Origin of the sequence: Labedella endophytica, from assembly GCF_003990045.1 — a bacterium.
Classification (GTDB): Bacteria; Actinomycetota; Actinomycetes; order Actinomycetales; family Microbacteriaceae; genus Labedella; species Labedella endophytica.
On record NZ_RZGZ01000001.1, the window covers coordinates 25,916 to 43,933 of the forward strand.

General features: G+C 68.5%; 17 protein-coding genes. 12 read left to right on the forward strand and 5 right to left on the reverse strand.

Annotated elements, in window-relative coordinates; all coding sequences use genetic code 11:
* Positions 1-110: 110 nt before the first annotated feature.
* Together ELQ94_RS00110 and ELQ94_RS00115 are read left to right on the forward strand one after the other, a co-directional pair.
* Positions 111-320, forward strand: coding sequence for a type II toxin-antitoxin system HicA family toxin (locus ELQ94_RS00110; protein WP_127045984.1), 210 nt, complete (start codon positions 111-113; stop codon positions 318-320).
* Positions 317-760, forward strand: coding sequence for a helix-turn-helix domain-containing protein (locus ELQ94_RS00115; protein WP_166404604.1), 444 nt, complete (start codon positions 317-319; stop codon positions 758-760). Before ELQ94_RS00110 ends, ELQ94_RS00115 begins: the two co-directional genes overlap by 4 nt.
* A 362-nt stretch (positions 761-1,122) precedes the next feature.
* Here the strand turns inward: ELQ94_RS00115 and ELQ94_RS00120 are convergent, their stop codons facing one another.
* Positions 1,123-1,332 (reverse strand): TetR-like C-terminal domain-containing protein, encoded by a 210-nt coding sequence (locus ELQ94_RS00120; RefSeq protein ID WP_127045988.1) that lies wholly within the window; start codon positions 1,330-1,332, stop codon positions 1,123-1,125.
* An 80-nt stretch (positions 1,333-1,412) separates the two neighbouring features.
* On the opposite strand from ELQ94_RS00120, the gene ELQ94_RS00125 reads away from it, so the two are divergent.
* The gene (locus tag ELQ94_RS00125) at positions 1,413-3,926 is read left to right on the forward strand and encodes an ATP-binding cassette domain-containing protein (protein WP_127045990.1); all 2,514 of its coding nucleotides are present in this window, start codon (positions 1,413-1,415) and stop codon (positions 3,924-3,926) included.
* A 352-nt stretch (positions 3,927-4,278) separates the two neighbouring features.
* Entirely contained in the window at positions 4,279-5,535 is a 1,257-nt protein-coding gene (locus ELQ94_RS00130; RefSeq protein WP_127045992.1) for an NAD(P)/FAD-dependent oxidoreductase, read from the forward strand.
* 270 nt (positions 5,536-5,805) lie between these two features.
* Here ELQ94_RS00130 and ELQ94_RS00135 read toward each other — a convergent pair whose 3' ends face one another.
* Positions 5,806-6,825, reverse strand: coding sequence for a LacI family DNA-binding transcriptional regulator (locus ELQ94_RS00135; protein ID WP_127045994.1), 1,020 nt, complete (start codon positions 6,823-6,825; stop codon positions 5,806-5,808).
* Positions 6,826-7,014: 189 nt separating this feature from the next.
* On the opposite strand from ELQ94_RS00135, the gene ELQ94_RS00140 reads away from it, so the two are divergent.
* From ELQ94_RS00140 to ELQ94_RS00165, 6 genes are all read left to right on the forward strand, one after another.
* On the forward strand, positions 7,015-8,268 hold the full coding sequence (locus ELQ94_RS00140) for an ABC transporter substrate-binding protein (protein WP_127045995.1): 1,254 nt from the start codon (positions 7,015-7,017) through the stop codon (positions 8,266-8,268).
* Between the two features lie 3 nt (positions 8,269-8,271).
* A complete protein-coding gene (locus ELQ94_RS00145; RefSeq protein ID WP_127045997.1) occupies positions 8,272-9,255 on the forward strand; it encodes a carbohydrate ABC transporter permease in 984 nt (327 codons plus the stop codon).
* The gene (locus ELQ94_RS00150) at positions 9,255-10,175 is read left to right on the forward strand and encodes a carbohydrate ABC transporter permease (RefSeq protein ID WP_127046000.1); all 921 of its coding nucleotides are present in this window, start codon (positions 9,255-9,257) and stop codon (positions 10,173-10,175) included. The genes ELQ94_RS00145 and ELQ94_RS00150 overlap by 1 nt, the downstream gene beginning before the upstream one ends.
* A gap of 101 nt (positions 10,176-10,276) precedes the next feature.
* On the forward strand, positions 10,277-11,320 hold the full coding sequence (locus ELQ94_RS00155; protein WP_127046002.1) for a zinc-dependent alcohol dehydrogenase: 1,044 nt from the start codon (positions 10,277-10,279) through the stop codon (positions 11,318-11,320).
* A 2-nt stretch (positions 11,321-11,322) separates the two neighbouring features.
* On the forward strand, positions 11,323-12,120 hold the full coding sequence (locus tag ELQ94_RS00160; RefSeq protein ID WP_127046004.1) for a sugar phosphate isomerase/epimerase family protein: 798 nt from the start codon (positions 11,323-11,325) through the stop codon (positions 12,118-12,120).
* 82 nt (positions 12,121-12,202) lie between these two features.
* Entirely contained in the window at positions 12,203-12,472 is a 270-nt protein-coding gene (locus ELQ94_RS00165) for a hypothetical protein (protein ID WP_127046006.1), read from the forward strand.
* Positions 12,473-12,609: 137 nt separating this feature from the next.
* Here ELQ94_RS00165 and ELQ94_RS00170 read toward each other — a convergent pair whose 3' ends face one another.
* The 3 genes from ELQ94_RS00170 to ELQ94_RS00180 form a co-directional block, all read right to left on the reverse strand.
* Positions 12,610-13,740 carry an N-acetyltransferase DgcN family protein gene (locus ELQ94_RS00170; protein WP_127046008.1) on the reverse strand — a complete coding sequence of 377 codons (1,131 nt, stop codon included), beginning with the start codon at positions 13,738-13,740 and terminating at the stop codon, positions 12,610-12,612.
* A gap of 154 nt (positions 13,741-13,894) precedes the next feature.
* Complete coding sequence (locus tag ELQ94_RS00175; protein WP_127046010.1) at positions 13,895-14,917, reverse strand: LacI family DNA-binding transcriptional regulator; 1,023 nt, start codon at positions 14,915-14,917, stop codon at positions 13,895-13,897.
* Positions 14,918-15,203: 286 nt separating this feature from the next.
* The gene (locus tag ELQ94_RS00180; RefSeq protein WP_127046012.1) at positions 15,204-15,878 is read right to left on the reverse strand and encodes a TetR family transcriptional regulator; all 675 of its coding nucleotides are present in this window, start codon (positions 15,876-15,878) and stop codon (positions 15,204-15,206) included.
* A gap of 48 nt (positions 15,879-15,926) precedes the next feature.
* On the opposite strand from ELQ94_RS00180, the gene ELQ94_RS00185 reads away from it, so the two are divergent.
* Both ELQ94_RS00185 and ELQ94_RS00190 read left to right on the forward strand, forming a co-directional pair.
* A complete protein-coding gene (locus ELQ94_RS00185; protein ID WP_127046014.1) occupies positions 15,927-16,745 on the forward strand; it encodes an SDR family oxidoreductase in 819 nt (272 codons plus the stop codon).
* A 209-nt stretch (positions 16,746-16,954) separates the two neighbouring features.
* Positions 16,955-17,992 (forward strand): Gfo/Idh/MocA family protein, encoded by a 1,038-nt coding sequence (locus tag ELQ94_RS00190; RefSeq protein ID WP_127046016.1) that lies wholly within the window; start codon positions 16,955-16,957, stop codon positions 17,990-17,992.
* The last annotated feature ends 26 nt before the right edge of the window (positions 17,993-18,018 follow it).

Below are 18,018 nucleotides of genomic sequence, written 5' to 3' on the forward strand. Positions count from 1 at the left end.
TCGTGGTGGCTGACACGGTGGCAGAGTCGAGACCGGGCTTGGGCGCGACGCTCTCCACAGGTTTGCGTTTAGTCGCTCAACACTAGATGTTCACTACCTAAACTGCGAGGATGAGGGCGTACGAGGTGAATCGCAGGATCGAGAAGCTGGGCGGGCGGCCTCTTCGGCAGCGCGGCTCTCACCTCTTCTTCGAGGCGGAGTTCAACGGGGTGAAGGGCCACACGACCGTTCCGCAGCACTCCGGTGACATACCGAAGGGTCTGCTGAGCAAGATTCAACGAGACCTCGAGCCGGTCTTCGGGAAGGGATGGCTGCGATGAGCTACTCAGTGAAGGTCACGCGTGAGCACGGTCAGTGGATCGCGGATGTGGTCGATCTGGACGGGGCCCACACCTATGCCGGCAACCTGCCGTCGCTCGACGCCGCCGTTCGTGAGGTCATCGCACTCGTCGAAAACCTTCCCGACGGTACGGAACCTGCTCTCGAACTCGACTGGGACTACTCGGGGGCCTCCGACGCCGTCCGTACCGCAGCGGCCGTCGGCGCTCTTCGGGCGGAAGCCGACGTACACGCTCGTGCGCTTGCCGAGCGCACTCGCGAGCAGATCGTCCTTCTCGCCGCAGAGCGCCACTCGGTGCGCGATATCGCGCGACTCTTGGGCATCTCGCCCGGGCGTGTGTCGCAGTTGCAGTCGTCCAGTGCGTCTCGGGATGCCGTCGAGGCAGAGGCGTCGCGTCGGCCGCACCGCGACGCTTCCTGAATCTGACACGAGCCCCTCACGGCCGACGGGCGACGCAGGTGCCCGGCAGGCTCGTATGGGCTAGTGGTTTGTCTCTCGCTCGGCTGAGTCGCCGTCAGGAATCTCGGGTGAAGACGAACGCGTGCGCCGTGGCTCGGAGATGGTCCACATGTGCCGGAAGGTGACGACGAGAGTCGCGAGGTTCAGTGGGATGGAAAGCCGACTGAGCCAGGGCCACCACGCGTCCCATTCGCCCATGATCGCGACGACGATACTCGTGACGAGGAGAGCCGCCCAGATCGCGAAGAGCACGAAGAAGCGTCGCGGTACTCGTTGCCACTGCCACGTCGACGCCATGCTCCGAGTATGGCGAACCATCTTCGCTATCGGTGAGTCTCGCGTCCCTTTCCGGCTGAGTCGTCGCGAGGGGCAGCGTCCTCGGCCCACCGGTCGAGGGAGCCGACGAAGCCGCGGACGAGGCGGTCGAAGCTCCGGTCCACGTCGGCGCCCCACTGGAACGCGCCCGCGGTCTCGTAGAGGACGAAGCCGTGGAGGGAGGAGCGGAAGGTGCGGATGGCAACAGAAGGCGACACCTCAGGGGAGGTAAGGGCGGACCGCTGGGCGGATGGCAAGCACCCGCGTTCGTGCAGGTGTCGCGGGTAGGCTCGGTCGAATGCCCACTCCCGGAAATCGCGCTACCTCGTCCACGTCCGTCGACCCCGCGGGATCGCCGTCGGGCGCCGGCGCGGGGCGCGGCGTGAGCGCAGACGTGGTGGCAGGAACAGACACGGACGCGATTCGTCCCGGGTTCATCCGCGTCCGCGGCGCGAGTGAGAACAACCTGCGCGACGTGAACGTGGACGTGCCGCGCGACAGCATCGTCGCCTTCACCGGGGTGTCCGGCTCAGGGAAGACATCGCTCGCGTTCGGCACGATCTTCGCGGAGGCACAGCGTCGGTTCCTCGAGTCCGTCGCGCCGTACGCTCGCCGACTCATCGCGCAGGGCAACACCCCGCACGTCGAATCCATCACCGGGCTCCCGCCGGCGGTCGCGCTGCAGCAGCGGCGCGGCGCGCCGAGCTCCCGCTCGACCGTCGGCACGCTCACGACGCTCTCCAACTCCACGCGGATGCTCTACTCGCGGGCAGGCACATACCCGGACGGGGCGGAGCGCCTCGAATCCGACTCCTTCTCCCCGAACACCGTCGCCGGCGCGTGCCCCCGCTGCCACGGGCTCGGCGTCGCCCATGAGGTGACGGAGGAACTGGCGGTTCGGGACGATTCGCTCAGCATCCGCGACGGCGCGATCACCGCGTGGCCCGGGGCCTGGCAGGGCAAGAACCTCCGCGACGTCACTGCCGGACTCGGCTACGACATCGAGCGCCCCTGGCGGGAGTTGTCCCGAGCGGACCGCGACTGGCTCCTCTTCACCGAGGAGCAGCCCGTCGTCGAGGTGACACCGCAGCGCGACCGCGTCGCGAAGCCGTACAAGGGGAAGTTCTGGAGCGCGCGTCAGTTCGTCATGCACACCCTCGCCGATTCGCAGAGCGAGAGCGCCCGGAACAAGGTCATGCAGTTCGTCGAATCCGGGCCCTGCTCGCTGTGCCACGGGAGCGGACTCACGCGTGCGGCGCTCGCCGTGACGGTCGCCGGCCGCACCATCGCGGAGTTCAATCGGCTGCCCCTCACGCAGCTGGCCGACGCACTGCGCCCCATCGCCACCGCCGAGCACGCGACCGCCGCGATCTCGCGCGCGTCGTCCGGCGAGGGCAGCGAGGTCGCCGTCGCGATCTCGAGCGACCTGCTCGCCCGTGTGGAGGTGCTCGCGGGCCTCGGCCTCGGCTACCTGAGCCTCGACCGTGCGACGCCCACGCTCTCGCCGGGCGAGATGCAGCGCCTGCGCATCGCCACCCAGCTGCGCAGCGGTCTCTTCGGCGTTGTCTACGTGCTCGACGAACCGAGCGCCGGCCTCCACCCCGCCGACGCCGAGCCGCTCATCGAGGTGCTCGAAGGGCTCCGCGCGGGCGGCAACAGCGTCTTCGTCGTCGAGCACAACATGGACATCGTCCGCCGCGCCGACTGGATCGTCGACGTGGGGCCGGGCGCCGGAGCGGGCGGAGGAGACGTGCTCTACAGCGGCCCGGTCGACGGGCTCGCCGGGGTCGACTCCTCGGTGACGCGCCGCTTCCTGCAGCCGTCCCAGACGGAGGAGCAGGAGCAGCCGGCCCGCGAACCGTCCGGCTGGCTCGAGCTGCGCGACGTGTCGCTGCACAACCTCGACCACCTCGACGTCGACGTGCCCCTCGGTGTGCTCACCGCGGTGACGGGTGTCTCCGGTTCCGGGAAGTCGACGCTCGTCGGGCGAGTCCTCGCCGAACGTGCCACGGAGCATCCGCTCGTCAGCCGCGTCGTGCAAGTGGACCAGAAGGCGATCGGCCGGACCCCGCGCTCGAACCTCGCCACGTACACGGGGCTCTTCGACGCCGTCCGGCAAGTCTTCGCCGCGACGGACGAGGCGCGCGCCCGCGGCTGGACGGCCGGCCGGTTCTCGTTCAACGTCGTGGGCGGTCGCTGCGAGGTGTGCCAGGGCGAGGGCTCCGTCTCGGTCGAGCTGCTGTTCCTCCCCGGCAGCTGGGCGCCGTGCCCCGAGTGCCACGGGGCCCGCTACAACCCCGAGACCCTCGAGGTGACGTGGCGCGGGTCGTCGATCGCGGACGTGCTCGGCCTCACCGTGGACGAGGCGGCCGAGTTCCTCGCCGACGTGCCCATCGCGTCCCGCGGTCTCGAGACGCTCCGCCAGGTGGGTCTCGGCTACCTGCGGCTCGGGCAGCCCGCGCCGCAGCTCTCGGGCGGTGAGGCGCAGCGCATCAAGCTCGCGACCGAGCTGCAGCGCGCCCGCACCGGCCACACGGTCTACCTGCTCGACGAGCCGACGACGGGACTGCACCCGTCCGACGTGGAGCTGCTCGTGACGCAGCTCGGCCGCCTCGTCGACGCCGCGAACACCGTCGTGCTCGTGGAGCACTCGATGAGCGTCGTCGCGGCCGCCGACCACGTCATCGACATGGGACCGGCCGGCGGGGACGAGGGCGGACGCGTCGTCGCCTCAGGAACTCCGCGCGAGGTGGCCGCGGCATCGGGCAGCCGGACAGCGCCATACCTCGCGTTGCAACTCAGCGGCCGCTGACTCCGCCGGAAAGACACGGGCGTTCCCCATTTGGGGCATGGTCGTCACGGCCGATGAGTCTTCTCCCGGTATGCCCGGGTCCCTTTCCAGGAGACGCCGCGTCGCATAACGTCAGCCGGAGGCGCTGGCGGGGACGTCCCGAACCGGCCCCGCGGCCCACCGCCAGGTGATCTTCGTCCCTCACAGGGCTGGACGGAGGTCCGACCCCGAGTCGGTCCCGCCTCAGCGCGGGACCGATTCCGTCGAATCGAGCCGCCCCTGCAGCCCGACGGGGAAAGCGCAAAGCCCCCCGGACGTGCGGCCGGACGACGTACGGTCGCAGGACGGGCACGATGAGCAGAGCGGACGACGCATGAGCGACACGAACACCTCGAGCGGGCATCACGACGTCCTCGTCATCGGTGGGGGCAACGCGGGGCTGTCCGTCGCCGGACGGCTGCGCCGCTACGGGATGGAGGACGTTGCCGTCGTCGAGCCGAGCGACACGCACCTCTACCAGCCGATGTTCTCCCACGTGGCAGGCGGCACCGCGCCCGCGATGCTCGCCACGCGGCCGCAGGCCTCCGTCACCCCGGCGGGCGTGACGTGGATCCGTGACCGCGTGGAGACGATCGACCCCGACGGGAAGACGGTCAGCCTCACCTCCGGCCGGACAATGACCTATGGGCAGCTCATCGTGTGTCCGGGAATCCAGAAGAACTGGGGCTCCGTCCCGGGCCTCGTCGAGGCGATGGAGTCGCCGAGCGGTGTCTCCAACTACGAATTCCACTACGCGAAGAAGACCTGGCCCGTGCTCCGCTCGATGCGCAGCGGCACCGTCGTCTTCACCCAGCCGTCCGGCCCGGCGACATGCTCCGGCGCCGCGCAGAAGCCGATGTACCTCGCGTGCGACCACTGGCGCGAGGCCGGCGTGCTCGGTGACATCCGTGTGGTGCTCGTCGTGCCGACCCCGACGCTCTTCGGCATGCCGCTGATCGACGCGGAGCTCGAACGGAAGGTCGCTGAGTACGGGATCGAGGTGCACTACGGGCGCGAGCTCGTCGAGGTCGATGCGGACGGCAAGACCGTCACGATCGCGGACGCTCCACCGCAGGACGGCCCCGACCGGGGCCAGGACGGAACGGTCTCTGGCGACCGCGAGACGATCGCGTATGACGTGCTCCACGCCGTGCCGCCTCAGTCTGCGCCCGACTGGCTCGCGGCCACCGCCCTCGCCGACCCCGGAAACCCGGGCGGCTTCGTCGAGGTGGACTCGCTCACGCTCCGCCACCCGCGCTACCCCGACGTGTGGACGCTCGGTGACGCCGCCGCGACGATCAACTCGAAGTCGGGCGGCGCGCTCCGCCAGCAGACGACGGTACTCGCGAAGAACCTCGTCGCCGCCGTCGCGGGGAAGCCGCTGCCGCAGGTCTACAACGGCTACTCCGTCTGCCCGTTCACCGTCTCCCGCTCGACCGTCGTGCTCTCCGAGTTCGACGACCGTTACCGGCCGAAGCCGTCGATCCCGTTCTGGACGGGACTCGCGAAGGAGAGCCGCGGCACCTTCATCGCCGATCGTTTCGTCCTGCCGTGGGTGTACTGGAACCTCATCCTCGCAGGTCGCGCCTGAGCAGACCGTTCGTGTGTATCCGTGCTCGACGACGCGTCCGGAGTGACTCGATGGGCCCGATCAGGAGATGACGGGGCTGTCCTCGGTCCCACGGGACCTTCGACCTCTAGGCCACGTTGCCGGCGAGCGTACGCTGGCACCGCTCCGCAGGGTCCCGGCAGTCATGGCGTTCGGGAGCTCGACATGTAAGGACCATGTGTGACGCAGGCGAGGGCCTGGGACCGGTGTTCGGGTCACCCGTACCGGGCCCTCGGCCCCGCTCGGGATCCCCTAGACGCTCCGGCGCGGCGTTGTGCTCGCTCGGGTCTTGAGGGTGTGCTTCAGGGTGACGTCGCGGGTCGGCAGGTCGCGGGATTCGTAGCGCTCGGCGAGGAGTCGCACGGCAGCCTCGGCCATGCCGTCGATGTCCCATGCGATCGTCGTGAGCGGGGGCGAGGTGAACTCGGCCTCGTCGATGTCGTCGAACCCAGCCACCCCGATCTCATCGGGCACTCGGACGCCGAGCCCGTGCAGTCCGCTGAGGACGCCCGCCGCGACGGCCGCGTTGAAACACAGCACGGCGTCGGGCCGAGGGGTCATCTTCGCGAGGGACTGCGCGGCGAGCACGCCGGCCGCGCGGCTGTAGTCGGGCACGTCGATCACGAGGGCGTCGTCGAACGGGATGCGATGGCGAGCCAGTGCGAGCCGGAGCCCCTGGTCGCGGAACTGGCTCGCTTGCAGGTGTGCGTCGGAACGGATCCCGACCGTGGCGATGCGCCGATGGCCGGTCTCGATGAGGTGCTCGGTGATGTCCTCGGCGGCGGCGACGTTGTCGGCGACCACACGGTCGGCGACGAGCTCGAGGCCTCGCTCGCCGAGCAGGACGATGGGGGTGTCGCGCGCGCGGTCCTCCACATCGTCGTCGGTGAGGGACTCGGGATGAAGGATGATGCCGTCCACGAGGTAGGGCATCGTGCTGACGACGGTGTCCTCGGACACCTTCCGCCCGCCCGTCTCCTCGATGAGGACGGTCCAGTGTTGGCGTTTCGCCGCGCTGATCACGCGTCCGGCGAGCTCGGCGAAGTGCGGGTTCGAGAGGCTCGGGACGGCGAACGCGATGAAGCCGGTGCGACCGCGCCCCATGCTGCGGGCGGAGAGATTCGGTCGGTAGCCGAGCTCGCTGATGGCGGCCTCGACCTTCTCGCGGGTGGTCGCCGAGATATGGGGGTAGCCGTTCAGCAGATTCGAGACCGTCTTCTGGGACACCCCGGCCCGGGCCGCGACGTCGACGAGCCGTGGACGTACGTGCATGGGACCTCCTTCGATTCCCGACAATCTATCGGCAATCTACAGCGCTGGAGAAATTTACCCCCACAAAATCTACAGCGCTGGAGATTCCTCTTTACTTCGAAATCTACAGCGCTGTAGAGTCGGGCCAATCGCTCCAAGGACGGAGCCGCTCCGACGACGGGGCTCCTACACGCTGACAAGGAAGTCACAATGAGGAAACGACTGGTGCTCGGCACCGCGGCGATCATCGCCCTCACCCTCTCCGCCTGCACGGGCGGCGCCCCGCAGGGCGACACCGATCCGGATTCGATCCGCTTTCTGATCGGCCAGCCGGAGGACACTGCGGACCTCGACCTCGTGAAGGAGGACCTCGAAGCGTTCGAGGAGGAGACCGGGATCTCCGTGAAGCTCGACGTGGTCCCCTCCGAGAACATGCGGACCGTCCTCCAGACGCAGCTGCGCTCGGGGGAGGGGCCCGACGTCTTCGGCTACGACACCGGCCCTGGTTTCGCCGGCGCGCTCGAGAAGGCCGGGCTCCTCTACGACCTCACCGACGCGTACGCCGAGAACGACTGGCCCATCTACGACTTCGCGCAGGAGCGGGTCACGTTCGGCGGCAAGCTCGTCGGCATCCCGAACGAGATCGAGAGCGTCGGCCTGTTCTACAACAAGACCCTGTTCGCGGACCTCGGCATCGAGCAGCCGCAGACGATCGACGACCTCACAGCAGCGGCGGAGACTATCCGCGACAACGACGTGATCCCCTTCGCGGTGAGCGACAAGGAGGGGTGGCAGGGCGGTCACCTCCTGAGCATGGTGCTCTCGAGCGAGATCGGCGGCGACGCCATCGAGGAGCTCATCGCGGGCGACGCCGCCTGGGACTCGCCGGAGGTCGTCGACGCGCTCTCCGTGCTCGCCGACTACAACGCCGACGAGTTCTTCACCCCGTCGGCGACCGCCGTGACCTACGACAACGCCAACGCGTTGTTCTACTCGGGCAAGGCCGCGATCAATCCGACGGGCAGCTGGCTCGCCCAGGACATCGAGCGCAACGTCGACTTCGAGGTCGGCTACATGCCCTTCCCCGCCTCCGGTTCGCCAGGCATCTTCAGTGGTGGTCTCGGTTCCGGGCTCTTCATCTCGAAGTCCACCGCGAAGGCGGATGCCGCAGTGCAGTTCCTCGACTGGAACCTCACGGAGGAGCATGGCAAGTGGCAGGTCGAGAAGCAGCAGAGCATCCCCGCCTTCCCTGTCGACACGACGGACATCGAGGCATCGCCGCTCTTCACGCAGATCCTCGCCGACGCGGCGAAGATCGCCGACGGAACGGGCGACTTCGGCTACAACGTCGACGTGCTCATGTCCGACACCTTCAACGAGGCGATGTGGGACGGGGTCCAGGCACTGCTCACCGGCCAGAAGAAGCCCGACCAGGTGGCCGCGGACCTCGAGAAGAACTACTGATCCATGACCACCGCATCCCTCCCGGCCGCCGCGGCGGCGACGACCCCCGAACGTCGTCGCCGCGGTTCTCAGGGGCCCGTGAACTCGTCCCCGCCCGTGACCCGCCGGGCGCAGACCCGACTCGGGCTCATCCTCGTGGCCCCGGTCATCGTCATGACCGTGGTGTTCTTCGTCTTCCCGCTCGCCAACGCGCTCTACTACTCGGTGGTGGACTTCGACGGGATCGACCCCAACCCGCAGTTCGTGGGTCTCGCCAACTTCCAGGAGATGTTCCTCGACCCGGAGGTGTGGCACGCGCTCGGTAACAATCTCATCTGGATCATCATCGGCACGGCGGCGCCGCTCGTCATCGGACTCCTGGTCTCGGTGCTCCTGTGGACCACCCGCGCCGGGACCTCCCCCTACCGTGTCATCTTCTTCCTCCCCTACGTGTTGCCCGGCGTGGCCATCGGCATCGTCTGGGGCTGGATCTACGACCCGGTGAGCGGGTGGCTCAACCAGGCGCTCACGGTCGTGGGGCTCGGCGACCTCGCCCGTGGATGGCTCGGCGACCCGAACCTCGCCCTCTACGCGGTGCTCGCCACGGCCGTCTGGGCGTCCACGGGCTTCGTGATCGTCATCCTGCTGTCGGCGCTGCGGAACGTGGACATCGAGCTCGTCGACGCCGCGCGGATCGACGGCGCGAACCCGGCGCAGCGACTCTGGTACGTGATCCTCCCGCAGATCATGCCGGTGTTCCTCATGGTGCTGACCCTCACCCTCGTGGGCGGGTTCAGCGTCTTCGACATCATCTTCATCATGACCGGGGGCGGCCCCGCCGGCGCCACGAACACCATCGGCACGTACGCGTACAGCCAGGCGTTCGAACTGAGCCGCATCGGCTACGGCACCACGCTCGCGCTCCTCATCACCGTCCTCTCGGTACCGGTCGCGGTCTTCCTCAACCGTCTGCAACGACGGCTCTCCCTCGACGGATCGGGTGCCTGATGGCGAACACGACCCTCGGCTCGGCCACGAAGCGCCGCACCGACACCCGCCCGGCCGCCACCGACGAGCGGACGGACCTTGCGCGGATGCGTCGGTTGCGGAAGCCGAAGCCGCAAGTGGGGCGACACGTCCTTCTCGCGGTGCTCGCGCTCTTCACGCTCTTCCCCGTGTTGCTCGTGATCTCCACGACGCTCAAGACGCCGGAGGACGTGCGGGTGAATCCGTTCGGGTTCTTCTCCACGATCTCGCCGCAGAACATCATCGATGCGTGGACGGTCGGGCGGTTCAGCGACTATCTGTTGAACAGCATCCTGCTGACGGTGCCGAGCACGATCCTCGTCGTCGTGTTCTCCACGATGGCCGGCTATACATTCGCCCGCTTGCCGTTCCGCGGTCGCACGCCGCTCTTCTACCTCGTGGTCCTCGGCCTGCTCGTTCCGTTCTTCACCTACATGATCCCGCTGTACTTCCAGTTGCGATCGATGGGGCTGCTGGACACGCTCCTCGGAGCGGTGCTCCTGCTGACGTCAGGCGGGCTGTCGTTCGGCACGTTCTTCATGCGGGCATTCTTCTCCGACCTCCCCGTGGAGCTCGAACAGGCCGCGCGCGTGGACGGGGCGTCCGAGCTCCAGATCTTCCTCCGGGTGATGCTGCCGCTCGCGCGATCGGGGATGGGTGCACTCACCGTGTTCACGTTCCTCGGCAACTGGAACAACTTCCTCATCCCGCTGCTCTACCTACCGGGAGGCGACTTCCGTCCCCTCACCTCCGGGCTCTACATGTTCACCGGCGGGCGCTCGCTCGACATCGGACCGCTCGCGGCCGGCACGCTCATCACGATCCTGCCGATCATCGTGCTCTTCATCGTCCTGCAGCGCCAGGTGACGCAGGGGTTCCTCTCCGGGGCGGTCAAGGGGTGACGAATCCGCCCACCCTGCCGTTCGACTCTCGCGCCCGACTTCCTCTCTCTTCCCCCGTGCACCCGCACGACACCACCGTTCTCGAAAGGACACCGCCACCCATGGGTCGCATGATCAGCTTCACCTCCCCTCGCGTCGCCGAGGTCGTCGACGAAGAGTCGCCGACGCTCGCGGCGGACGAGGTCCGCATCTCCACCCTGTACTCCGGCATCTCCGCCGGAACGGAGCTGACGGCCTACCGCGGTACGAACCCGTATCTCACCAAGAGGTGGGACGAGGATCGGCGCCTGTTCGTCGACGGATCGACGAGCTTCGAGTACCCGGTCAACGGCTGGGGCTACGAGGAGGTCGGCGAGGTCGTCGAGGTCGGATCGGATGTATCGACCGTGGCCGTCGGCGACGTCATCTGGGGTACGTGGGGCCACCGAACCGAGACGATCCAGAAGGTGGAACGCGCGGAGAAACGCATCCTCGCGACGGGTGCGGACCCCCGCATCGGCATCTTCTCCCACATCGGGGCCATCGCCCTCAACGTGATCCTCGACGCCGACATCCACGTGGGCGAGACCGTCGCGGTGTTCGGGCTCGGTGTCCCCGGGCAACTCGTCGCGCAGCTCGCGCGACTCAACGGGGCGCGGGTGATCGCGGTCGACGGTGTCGCGTCCCGACGCGAGCTCGCGAAGGAATTGGGCGCCGACGAGGTCGTCGATGCCACCGCGGGGGGCGTCGCGGAGCGCATCCGCGAGCTCACCGGCGGTCTCGGTGCCGACGTGTGCCTCGAGGTCTCCGGCAACTACGCGGCCATGCATGAGGCCATCCGCTCCGTCGCGTACAGCTCGCGTGTGTGCGTCGCCGGCTTCATGCAGGGCGAGGGCACGGGCCTCCGCCTCGGCGAGGAGTTCCACCACAACCGCGTCGCCGTGATCGCCTCCCAGATCTCGGGCGTCGCGCCGGTGCTTCGGCATCGTTGGGACGAGTACCGACTGCAGCGCACCGCGGTGGACCTCGCCGTCTCCGGGAAACTCCGAGTGACCGAGCTCATCTCGCACACGATGCCGCTCGAGCAGGGCCGCGAGGCGTTCGAACTCCTCGACGGCGCCCCACGCGACGTGCTCCAGGTCGTGCTCGACGCGAAGGCGGTGTGATCATGGCCTTCAAGCTCGCCGCTCAGGAGTCCACGTGCGAGGGCGACACCCTCGAGGAGAAGTTCGCGTTCGCAAAATCCGTCGGCTTCGACGGCATCGAACTCTCGGGACGCGGGAATGGCGTGTTCGTCTCCCGCATCCCGGAGCTCCAGGCCGCGCAGGCGGCCGGGGTCGTCATGCCGAGCGCCGTCGCGCACACCGATCATTTCATCGGGGACTTCGACCCCGAGATCCGCCGCGGGGCGATCGACGAGCTGAAGGACCTCCTCGGCGCGATCGCCGCGGCCGGCGGCAATGGTTTCGTGACGCCGCACGCGTTCGGCCTCTTCTCCCGGCACCTCCCGCCGTTCACGCCGCCACGGGACGACGAGGACTCGCGGCAGCTGCTGCTCGAGGCGCTCGACGAGGTTGCATCGCACGCCGCCGGTCTCGGCGTTGTCGCCTACCTCGAGCCGCTCAATCGCTTCGAGGACTTCGTCGTCAACACGCTCGCCGACGCGAGCTGGTACGTCGACGAAATCGGTTCGTCCGGCCTCGCCGTGGTCGCTGATACATGGCACATGTCGATCGAGGAGTCGGACACGGGCGCGGCCATCCGCGCGGCCGGTGCACGGATCGGACACGTGCAGCTCGGCGACAGCAACCGTCTCGAACCAGGTGCCGGCCACTACGACTGGAATGACACGCTCGATGCGCTCGAGGACATCGGGTATGAGGGCTGGCTCGCCATGGAGTGCGGTCTCAGCGGTCCCGCCCGCGACGTGCTGCCGCGCGTCGCCTCGCTCCTCCGGAGGGGGTGACGAGCGCACCAATGTCGCCGACCCCCTCGCCAGGGGCCTTCCGGGGGCGTAGCGTCGCGACGGAGCAATGGAGGAGATCCACATGCGCCGTAACACCGTGACGTTCGACGATCACACGTACCTGCTATGCCCGACATCGAATCCTGCCGACCTGCAGCGGGCGGTGGTCGCCAGTGTGACGTCCGGGGTCGGGTTCGTCGACGTGGACGTCGCGGGAGAGCGGACCATGAGTGTTCTCGTGACCGACCGCATGTCGGTGATCTTCGAGTCGGAGGAGTTCGAGGAACCGATCCCGTTCATCGGACCGGAGAACTCGTTGGCCGCCCAGGAGTTCGATCTGATGTGGAGCTGACGAGGCCCGGAGCCCCGCTCCCGGTCTGAACGACGACGGCCGGTCCCGCCCCGAGGGGAGGGACCGGCCGTCGTCGTATCCGGCAGCGGCGACCGAGCCATCTGGCCGAGCCGGTGCTCAGCCGTCGGGCCGAGCCGTCAGGCGCCCGGCGAGGAGAGCGCGGGGAACGCCTCCAGCACCATGTCGACCAGGCGGTCGAGGGGACGCGTGAGGGGATCGGTCGCGGGGAGTCCGAGCTCGCGTTCGTACTCCTCGATCATCTCTCCGACCTCCGCGTCGGTCATGAGTTCGTGGTTGATGGTGACCCCGATGACCGTCGTGTCGGCGAACGCCTCGATGAGGGCGATCTCACTCGCCACGGTGGGCATCGCCATCATCGGGAAGTCCCCCCGGACGGCGCGGCGTGGGGCGTGCTGCACGATGACCCCGGCCGGCCTGCTCCCGCGCAGGATGTAGGCGGAGGTGAGATAGGCGGGATGGCTGAGCGCGCCCTGCCCTTCGATCACGATGACGTCGGGGTCCTCCCCCTCCCACGCCGCCACGACCTGATTCTCGAGCTCGCCCGAGCAGAACTGCGGAACGAGGGCGTCGAGTGCGACGCCGTACTTCCCGCCCTGGATGATCGTGGTCTGGCCGGTGCCGACGAGTACGGCCGTGATGCCTTGCGCGTTCAGCGCCTCCACGAGGAGGGTCGCCGTGGTGCGCTTGCCGATCGCGCCGTCGGTGCCGAGGACCGCGATCCGCGGGCACGTCACGTCGAAGATCCGCCCGGAGAACTGGTGGAGGTCCTTCTTGTCCGCCGGTCGGCGGACATCGGTGATCGTGACGCCGGCGCGCAGGCTCGCGGCGACGAATTCGGCGTCGTCGTTGAGGAACTCATGGAGCCCGTTGATGAGGTGCATCCCGCGGGCGATGCCGTCGAGCAGAGCGGTGCGCTGCGCATCCGAGAGGAGACCGTCCGACGGAGCCATGCCGAAGATGAGGTAGTCGGGCACGTATCCGGCCGCACTGATTCCCTCGCTCAGGCTTCCGACCACGGGGATGCCGTTCGCCGTGCCGTCGAGGAGGAAGCCGGCGTCCACCCCGGCGTGCCGACCGTCGATGACGCTGAGGATCTCGTACTTCTCGGAATGGCGGACGAGTCCGTTCGCGGTCTTCCCGTCCTGTTCGCCGAACTGGCCCTCGCAGTAGACGACGGCGGTGGTGCCCGCGGGAAGTCGGGGGACCTCGGTCGCGGGGGTCGGGAGGGAGAAGACGGGAATGGACATGGTCGGTGTGTTCCTCTGATAGGTCAGAGGAGGCGACGGAATCGTCGCGAGGCCGAGTGGCCCAACGGCCGACGAGAAGTCTTCCCTGAATACCGGCTGCTGCCGGCGCCAGAACCATAGCAGCCCGAGGTGGCTGCGTGCGGGGCGCCTCGTGCTAAGAGCCGCCGGTGCTCGCGCGCACGATGACCTCGTACGGCACCGTCACCGCGCGCGGTGGAGCGGAACGCTCCGTCATCCGCTCCTCGAGGAGTCGGAACGCCTCCTCGGCGAAGGCGCGGCGATCGAGGCGCACGGTCGTGAGGGCAGGTGAGGCGAACGCGGCGATCTCCACGTCGTCGAAGCCCGTCACGAGTACGTCCTCGGGCACGCGCGTCCCCCGGGCGTTCAGCACGTGGAGCACGCCGAGGGCGAGCGAGTCGGTGAAGGCGACGACGGCGTCGAACGAGGCCCCGCGGGCGTCGAGCGCGTCGATCGCGGCGGCTGCAGCGGCCGTCGTCCACGGGAACGGATTGACCTCGAGGCGAGGGTCATGGTCGATCCCCGCTTCGGCGAGGGCGTCCCGGTAACCCGCCAGCCGGAGCCGGCTCGTCGCCGTGGCGATGTCCGCGCGATCGTCGCCTCCCACGGCGGCGATGCGTCGCGCGCCCCGCTCGATCAGGTGACGCGTGACGTCCCGGGCAGCGCCCCGGCTGTCGATCAGCACACGGTCGGTGAGCTGCTGCTCCACCTCTCCGATGAGGACGACAGGCGGGAGGTGGTCGGCGTGCTCGATGACGCTGTCCTCGAGGCGGATCGGGTTGAGGATGAGCCCGTCGATGAGGTGCGCGCGTGCGCGCGAGACGAGCTCCTCCTCGCGTCCCGGCTCCGAGGCCGTCTCCTCGATCTGCACGGCGAACCCGCGCTCGTGGGCCACGTCCACGATGTGGTGGAGGAGGTCGGCGGAGAACGGGGTCGCGAGGTCGGGGAGGGCGACCGCGATCGTGCCCGAGCGCCCGTTCCGCAGGCCACGGGCGCTGAGGTTCGGGACGAAGTGGAGCTCGGCCATCGCGGCCTCGACGCGTTCCACCGTCTCGGGCCGGACGAAGACCGTGCCGGTGACGACGTTCGAGACGGTCTTCGGCGAGACCTGCGCGAGGGCGGCGACGTCCTTCATCGTCGCTCGCGCCGTTCGTGCCATGTGCTCAGGATAGGGGAGCGGTCCAGGGGGTGCTGTTCACCCGTACGCGTGCCCGCCCGCCGGCACTGCCCGCCCGCGGGTCCTCCGTCGCGTTGCGCCGAGCGCGCCAGGTTCCGCCGAGCACCACACGAATTCGTGCGGCGCTCGGCGAAATGAGTAGCGGTGGGCGCAGACAGGAGCGCCCCCGACCCCGTCGCTGACGTCGGTTCGGGCGACGGCTCACCCTCCGTGCCACAGCGGTTTCGCGCCGTTCACGGGCGGGGGAGACGATCGACGCTTTTCGCCATTAGGAGCCGTGGGCTCGCCCGACCTGAAGCGTCGACATCGCGGTGTCGAGATAGCTCCCGAACGCTTCACTGCGATCGGAGGCGAACCAGGCCTGTCGAGCGGCTTGCATGCAGGCGAACGCGGCGCCGACGATAGCCGCCGGACGCGGGTCGGAGGGGTCGTCGTCGCGGCCGGTGAGACGCGCAGCGACGCGGCCGGTGAGCAGTTCCTGAACGCGCTGCATCTTCTCGAGGTAGCGGGCATAGAGCTGAGGAGTGCTGCGAACGATCTCATCCATCGCCTCGTTCCGGGCGCGCTGATGATCGTCCTGCACATAGTCGAGGGTGATGTCGAAGACGCGGCGCAGCGACTCCCATACCGGCTCGTGGGCGGGCCGTTCATCGAGCGCTTCAGCCATCCGGTCCGCGAAGAGGTCGTACTTGCCGATCACGAGGTCGTCCTTAGACGGGAAGTACCGGAAGAAGGTGCGCTTCGACATGCCCGCGGCGGCCGCGATCTGATCCACCGTCGTGCCGTCATATCCCTGGGTGACGAACAGATCCTGCGCCACCGACGTCAGCTCGGTCTGGGCGAGGCGGCGGGTGCGCTCTCTGATCGGCACGGGGGATGTCTCAGTCACACACCCATCATATCCCCAGGATGCAAACTTGACACCGAGTGACACATCAGGCATATAGTTTCCCTCAGGCGTCAGAGAGGCGCCGCCCTCGGGAGGAGCATCATGAGCAAGGTTTGGTTCGTCACCGGTTCGTCGAAGGGCTTCGGCCGCGAGTTCGTTCTCGCCGCGCTGGAGCGGGGCGACAAGGTCGCCGCGACCGCCCGCAACACCGACACCCTGGGTGACCTTGTCGAGAAGTACGGCGACGCCGTCCTCCCGCTGCAGCTCGACGTCACCGATCGCGACCAGGTGTACGCGGCCGTGAAGTCGGCGCACGACACCTTCGGCCGTCTCGACGTCGTCATCAACAACGCCGGCTACGGGCTGTTCGGCACGATCGAGGAGATCACGGAGCAGCAGCTCCGCGACCAGCTCGAGACCAACCTGTTCGGCGTCTTCAACGTCACCCAGGCGGTTCTGCCGATCATGCGCGAGCAGGGCTCTGGGCACATCATCCAGATCTCCACCATCGGCGGCGTCGGGGCATTCCCGACCCTCGGCGGCTACCACGCTTCCAAGTGGGCACTCGAGGGAATGTCCGAGTCGCTCGCTCAGGAGGTCGCCGGATTCGGCATCAAGGTGACCCTGGTCGAGCCCGGCGGGTTCGACACCGACTGGGGTACAGCCTCCGCAACCATCGCCGAGGCGCAGCCGCAGTACAAGGCGCTTCACGATGGCATGGCCGCGCAGCGCGCCAACAACGCGAGCCCCAAGCCGGTCGGATTCGGGTCAGCGATCCTCAAGGTCGTCGACGCCGAGAAGGCGCCGCTGCGCGTGTTCTTCGGCGAGCAGCCCGTACAGATCGCCTCGTACATCTACCAGCAGCGACTCGCCGAGTGGGCCGAATGGGCCCCGGTCTCCCGCGAAGCCGAAGGCAAGTAGCGCCAACCCGCTCCACGGGGGCCGGCGCCCATTGCCCGCCCCCGCGCGCTTTCGACCACATCGCGTGGGTACTCGGTGTCGGGAAGCCGCCCGGCGCCCCGCGTCAACTCCGGTGCTAGCGTTGAACGCGCGGCCTCGATGGCGACCGCGCCGACAGTCCGGTCGAGCGTGACGGGAAACCGCATCCCTCGAACCTCAGGAGCTTCTTCGTGCCACTCAACGTCATCCATGTCGGCCTCGGTGGTTGGGGAGGTAACTGGGCTCAGATCGCCATCCCGAGGGTGCCGGAGGTCGAGGTCGTCGCCGTCGTCGACATCGATGCGGACACTCGAGCGAGCGTCCTGAAGGCCATCAAGCGTCCCGGCCTGCCGGGCTTCGCGTCGCTCGGCGAGGCACTCGGTGCCGTCGACGCGGACGCCGTCGTCATCACGGCGCCGGCGGTGACCCACGTGCCGCTCGCGCTCGAGGCGCTCGATGCCGGTAAGCACGTTCTCGTTGAGAAGCCCTTCGCCAACACCGCGGAGGAGGCCGCTGTCGCCGTGCGCCGGGCGGCGGAGAAGGACCTCGTCATGCAGGTCAGCCAGAATTACCGGTTCTACCCGGCTCCGCGCGCCGTGCAGCGACTGCTGACGGCCGGCGAGCTGGGTGAGCTCTCCGCGATCAACATCGACTTCCGCCAGTGGGACAACGACGCCGCCTACGCGGCGAACCGGCACTACAAGTTCCCGCACCCGCTGATCAACGACATGGCGATCCACCACTTCGACCTGCTCCGCAAGGTGACCGGCCAGGAGGCGGTGAGCGTCTTCGCGAAGGTGGGCGACCCGTCCTTCAGCAAGTTCGACGAGGAGGCCTCCGCCGTCATCATCATCGAGCTGGAGTCGGGCCTCGTGGTGAGCTACCGCGGCAGCTGGGTGAGCCGTGGTGTGCCGACCGCGTGGGCCGGGGAATGGGCCATCGACGGCGAGAAGGGTCAGATCGAGTTCACGAGCCGGCTCGGAGACAATCCCGCCGGCGACCGGGTGTCGCTTCGCCGTCCGAAGGGGAAGCCCGTCGCGGTCGACCTCGAGGACATGCCGCTGTGGGGGCGGTCCGCCGGGCTGCAGCACTTCGCGCAGGCGATCGCCTCGGGCACCACGCCGGAGACAGCCGGAGCCGGGAACCTGGGGAGCCTCGCCCTGATGGAGGCGGCGGCGCGCTCGGCGGTCTCGGGTCGTACGGAGAGCGTCGTCATCCCGACGGTCTGATCGGCGCGTGGGGCCGGCTTCGACGC

Bases quoted from the DNA above. Each gene is read 5' to 3' on its own strand.
- ELQ94_RS00110 (WP_127045984.1), top strand. From the start codon at position 111: ATGAGGGCGTACGAGGTGAATCGCAGGATCGAGAAGCTGGGCGGGCGG.
- ELQ94_RS00115 (WP_166404604.1), top strand. From the start codon at position 317: ATGAGCTACTCAGTGAAGGTCACGCGTGAGCACGGTCAGTGGATCGCG.
- ELQ94_RS00125 (WP_127045990.1), top strand. From the start codon at position 1,413: ATGCCCACTCCCGGAAATCGCGCTACCTCGTCCACGTCCGTCGACCCC.
- ELQ94_RS00130 (WP_127045992.1), top strand. From the start codon at position 4,279: ATGAGCGACACGAACACCTCGAGCGGGCATCACGACGTCCTCGTCATC.
- ELQ94_RS00135 (WP_127045994.1), bottom strand. From the start codon at position 6,825: ATGCACGTACGTCCACGGCTCGTCGACGTCGCGGCCCGGGCCGGGGTG.
- ELQ94_RS00140 (WP_127045995.1), top strand. From the start codon at position 7,015: ATGAGGAAACGACTGGTGCTCGGCACCGCGGCGATCATCGCCCTCACC.
- ELQ94_RS00145 (WP_127045997.1), top strand. From the start codon at position 8,272: ATGACCACCGCATCCCTCCCGGCCGCCGCGGCGGCGACGACCCCCGAA.
- ELQ94_RS00150 (WP_127046000.1), top strand. From the start codon at position 9,255: ATGGCGAACACGACCCTCGGCTCGGCCACGAAGCGCCGCACCGACACC.
- ELQ94_RS00155 (WP_127046002.1), top strand. From the start codon at position 10,277: ATGGGTCGCATGATCAGCTTCACCTCCCCTCGCGTCGCCGAGGTCGTC.
- ELQ94_RS00160 (WP_127046004.1), top strand. From the start codon at position 11,323: ATGGCCTTCAAGCTCGCCGCTCAGGAGTCCACGTGCGAGGGCGACACC.
- ELQ94_RS00165 (WP_127046006.1), top strand. From the start codon at position 12,203: ATGCGCCGTAACACCGTGACGTTCGACGATCACACGTACCTGCTATGC.
- ELQ94_RS00170 (WP_127046008.1), bottom strand. From the start codon at position 13,740: ATGTCCATTCCCGTCTTCTCCCTCCCGACCCCCGCGACCGAGGTCCCC.
- ELQ94_RS00175 (WP_127046010.1), bottom strand. From the start codon at position 14,917: ATGGCACGAACGGCGCGAGCGACGATGAAGGACGTCGCCGCCCTCGCG.
- ELQ94_RS00180 (WP_127046012.1), bottom strand. From the start codon at position 15,878: ATGCCTGATGTGTCACTCGGTGTCAAGTTTGCATCCTGGGGATATGAT.
- ELQ94_RS00185 (WP_127046014.1), top strand. From the start codon at position 15,927: ATGAGCAAGGTTTGGTTCGTCACCGGTTCGTCGAAGGGCTTCGGCCGC.